This is a genomic window from Brevundimonas sp., from assembly GCF_023259385.1.
Lineage (GTDB): Bacteria > Pseudomonadota > Alphaproteobacteria > Caulobacterales > Caulobacteraceae > Brevundimonas.
This window is the reverse complement of record NZ_JAHFPF010000313.1, coordinates 1-3,607: the sequence shown is the minus strand read 5'-3', so window position 1 is coordinate 3,607 and position 3,607 is coordinate 1. Positions and strand designations below refer to the sequence as shown.

Here is a 3,607-nt window from a genome sequence, read left to right as displayed (position 1 = left end):
TGGTCGGCGCCTCGCCGGTCACCTTCGGCTATGCGGGCAAGGGCGACGAGGCCGCCCTGACCGCCGTGGTCAGCTGGTACGGCCGTCCGCGCCCCACCGCCGCCCGGCTGGTCTTCCGCGACCCGGCCAAGGCGCCGCGGCCGTGGCTGGCCGGAAACAACCTGATCCCGGCCTCGGCCCGGGCCAGCCTGTGGGCGTCAGAGGTTTCCGCCGCCGATCCGATGCTGCTGCCGGCGGGCAAGCGCGCGGGCGAGGCCTGGCGGTTCGCGCCCTTCGCCGCCGACGCCCTGGACCGGCTGGACCCGCGCGAGGCCTTCGCCATCGAATTCCACTTCCGCGACGGCAGCGTGGCCACCGTGCCGTTCGAGGCCGGCGACTTCGCCGCGGGCCGCGCCTTCCTGGCGATGGGCAGCCTCTAGGGGTTCTGGCGGCCTAGTCGGGGCGAGTGTGAACGATGGCCGTCCCGACCTGAAGGTCGGTCGCCCTTACGCCTTCCGACGGCTGCACGCGCACGGACCGAAGGCTGCCCCCGTCGACGCCGGGCGGGAGGGCGAGGGTGTAGGTCACGGGCGCGGCGGCCTGCGAATCCTCGATGTAGCGGGCCAGATAGCCGATCACCTGGCCGGCGGGGGTCGAGACCTCGATCTGGGCGCCCGGCGGCACGCGGATCGTCAGTTCAAGGGTTTCCGGTGCGTCGGGGGCGAGCGCGGGCGCGGGCGCGGCCGTGACGGCCACGACGCGCGCGGGCGCTCGTGTCTGGACGCCCGCGCACGCGGAACCGCCGACCAGGATCGCGGCGGCGGCGGCGACGGGAAGCGAGAGCTTCATGACCATTCCCTCAGCCTGCGCCCGCAACACGTCCAGAACATGTCACCGAACGGCGATCGAAACTTCCTCGAGAACGCCGCCCAGCACGCCGGCGTCGGCTTCGCTGTCGGGGATCAGTTGCACCCGGATGGCCGATACCGGCAGCCGTCCGTCCTCGCCGAGCGCGGTCAACGCCGGTCCCAGCGCCAGCGTGAAGGTCTGGGACATCGAGTGCTCTTCATGGTGCTGGGCGCCGAAGAAGGACAGGGTGCCGACATAGTGGGGGTCGTCCACCGGCGTGTACTGGCTCAGATACGGGCAGTTCACATAGACCCGGATGCGGGCGTCGGCGGCGTTGGCGGGCGGGGTCAGCTGGATCTCGGTGACCAGTTCGCCGGTCTCGGTCGGGCTCAGCGCGGGCGCGAAGCTGGCCCTCGGCACGGCCAGAACCAGCGCGCTCTCCAGTCCCCGGCGCAGCTGCACTTCTCGGCCGACCGAGGAAGCGAGCAGCCGGGAATTGAAATTGCGCAGGGGCGAAGGCGTTGACGCCAGCCCTTCCAGGCTCCCGGCCTCGTAGGCATAGCCCAGGGCGGCGGTCGAAAGGCAGCCGCCCGCCTGAGCCGGCGCGGGCTGGCCCTTGCCGTCGCAGAAGGTCAGGAAGGGTTCGGCTTCGAACCGCGTCCGCTCCGATCCCGTCGGAAGGGGATCGGTCCCGCCGTTGGCCTGGCGGCGCTGCCAGATGTCCCACAGGCGATCGAGATTGGCGTGGTGGAGCCAGAACAACGGATCGACCGGCGACATGAAGGCCCCCATGAAGCCGCCCGTGCCGATGTGGATGTTGTCGTGAGGAGCGCTTTCCAGCAGGCCGGAGCGCACCATCTGATGGTGATCGCCCGCCGCCGCGCTGGCGAAGCTGGTGAAGGTGGGGGTCCGGATGGCGGCGGACACGGTCTCTGTGCTGACCATCCGGGCCGTGCTCCGGTCGAGCGCGGGAGCGGCGCGCGTGGGCGTCCGTCCCTGGCCGCGCCAGGCCCGGGTGGCGCGCGCCACCACGTCCTCAGGCCGGTTCAGGGAGCGCTTGGCCAGTTCAGCCTTGGTCTCGGCGCTGGCGGCGTTCCACCACGGCGTGAGACCGGCCAGAAGCTCCGCCATCAGCGCGGCCTGATCGGTCCGGAACGGCGCGCCCAACGGGTCCAGCCCGGCGTCGAAGAAGGCGTCCGGAACGGTCGCGCTCTCGGTATAGTCCCAGTACGGCAGGCGGAATTGGGGATTGCCGCACAGCTCCGCGCAGATCTGCTCGAACCGGGCCAGATATCCCCTGTGCCACGGCAGGAACCACCAGTTCTGGTGGGGACAGTCCATGATGTGGATCAGCGCCTGCCGATACCAGTTGCGAGGGTCGCTGAGCGGCAGGGCCAGCATGGCCGCGATGGCGCGCTTGTAGTCCTCGAGCGCCGCGGGCCGTGCGCTTCCCGAGACTTTCGGTCGGATTCCGATCGCCGGCTGGCGCGTCAGGCCCGGTCCGGCCAGCGCCAGCAGCGGCGCCGCCGCCCCCGCGGCCAGAAGAGTTCTGCGTTGGATATTCATGGTTGCCCCCAGTTTTCCCAGGCACAACCTAAAATAATAACACCGTTACGTCACTCGCCTTTTTAACCCCCGTTCGCCACCGGCAGCGGGATGATCTCCGCCCCGCCCTCCGGCGCGGGGGCTCGCGCCACCAGCGCCACCGGCATCCGCACCGTCACCGCCGTGCCTTCGCCCAGGGTGCTCTCGATGCTCATCCGGCCGCCGTGCAGTTCGGTGAAGGCGCGAACCAGCGATAGGCCCAGGCCGGTGCCCTGGCGTCGTTGCTCCGGCGCGCCGGCCTGTTCGAACGGGCGGCCCAGGCGTTTGACGTCTTCCGGGGCGATGCCGACGCCGGTGTCGGCGACGATGATCTCCAGATAGGGGCCGACCGCCTCGACCGTGACGGTGGCGGCGCCGCCCTCGGGCGTGAACTTCACCGCATTGGACAGCAGGTTCAGCGCGATCTGCTTCAGGGCGCGGCGGTCGGCCGAGACCTCGACCGCGTCGGCGGGCAGGACGCCCGACAGGCTGACGCCCTTGTCCTCGGCGTTGACCCGGACCAGGGCCATCGCGTCCGACACCACCTCGCGGGCGTCGAACTTCTCCACCGTCAGGGTGTAGCGCTCGGCCTCGATCTTGGAGACGTCCAGCAGGTCGTTGATCAGGTCCAGCAGATGGCCGCCGGCCTGGTGGATGTTGTCGGCGTATTCGGCGTAGCGGTCGGGGATCGGCCCGAACAGCCGCTGGCGCATGATGTCCGAGAAGCCCAGCACGGCGTTCAGCGGCGTGCGCAGTTCATGGCTCATATTGGCCAGGAAGCGGGTCTTGCCCTGCTCGCGCGCCTCGGCCTCGTTGCGCGCCACCTCCAGCCCCAGTTCGCGGGCGTACTGGGCCGTGGCGTCGAACACCTGGGCGATCACGCGCGGGCCCGTCGAGGGATCGTCCAGCCGGCGGATGACCAGCTGGATGCGGCGGTCCAGCGCCATGCGCGGGGCCAGGGTGGCGGAGCCTTCCAGTCCCGCCGCCGCCCGGGCCAGCGCGGCCAGCAGGCGGGGACGGTCGGGGGCGTGGATCGCGGCCACCAGCCCCTGCTCGAACAGCGGGTCGACCGGCAGGGAGGGCGGCGGCGCGCCGTAGGCGGCGACCACCCGGCCCGAGGGCTCCAGGATCAGGGTCAGGCCGGGCTGGGCCGCCATCAGGGCCTCGACCCGGCGCACCTCGGCCTCGGCCGCGG

General features: G+C 71.4%; 3 protein-coding genes and 1 pseudogene. 1 reads left to right on the top strand and 3 read right to left on the bottom strand.

Annotated elements, in window-relative coordinates; all coding sequences use genetic code 11:
• Positions 1-419: pseudogene (locus tag Q0C81_RS17420) on the top strand (hypothetical protein); the annotation flags it as partial.
• A gap of 13 nt (positions 420-432) precedes the next feature.
• Here Q0C81_RS17420 and Q0C81_RS17415 read toward each other — a convergent pair.
• The 3 genes from Q0C81_RS17415 to Q0C81_RS17405 form a co-directional block, all read right to left on the bottom strand.
• Positions 433-828 carry a hypothetical protein gene (locus tag Q0C81_RS17415; protein ID WP_291840970.1) on the bottom strand — a complete coding sequence of 132 codons (396 nt, stop codon included), beginning with the start codon at positions 826-828 and terminating at the stop codon, positions 433-435.
• 42 nt (positions 829-870) lie between these two features.
• The gene (locus tag Q0C81_RS17410) at positions 871-2,394 is read right to left on the bottom strand and encodes a tyrosinase family protein (RefSeq protein ID WP_291840968.1); all 1,524 of its coding nucleotides are present in this window, start codon (positions 2,392-2,394) and stop codon (positions 871-873) included.
• Between the two features lie 62 nt (positions 2,395-2,456).
• Positions 2,457-3,607: HAMP domain-containing sensor histidine kinase (locus Q0C81_RS17405; protein ID WP_291840966.1), on the bottom strand; the 1,151-nt coding region annotated here is incomplete at its 5' end.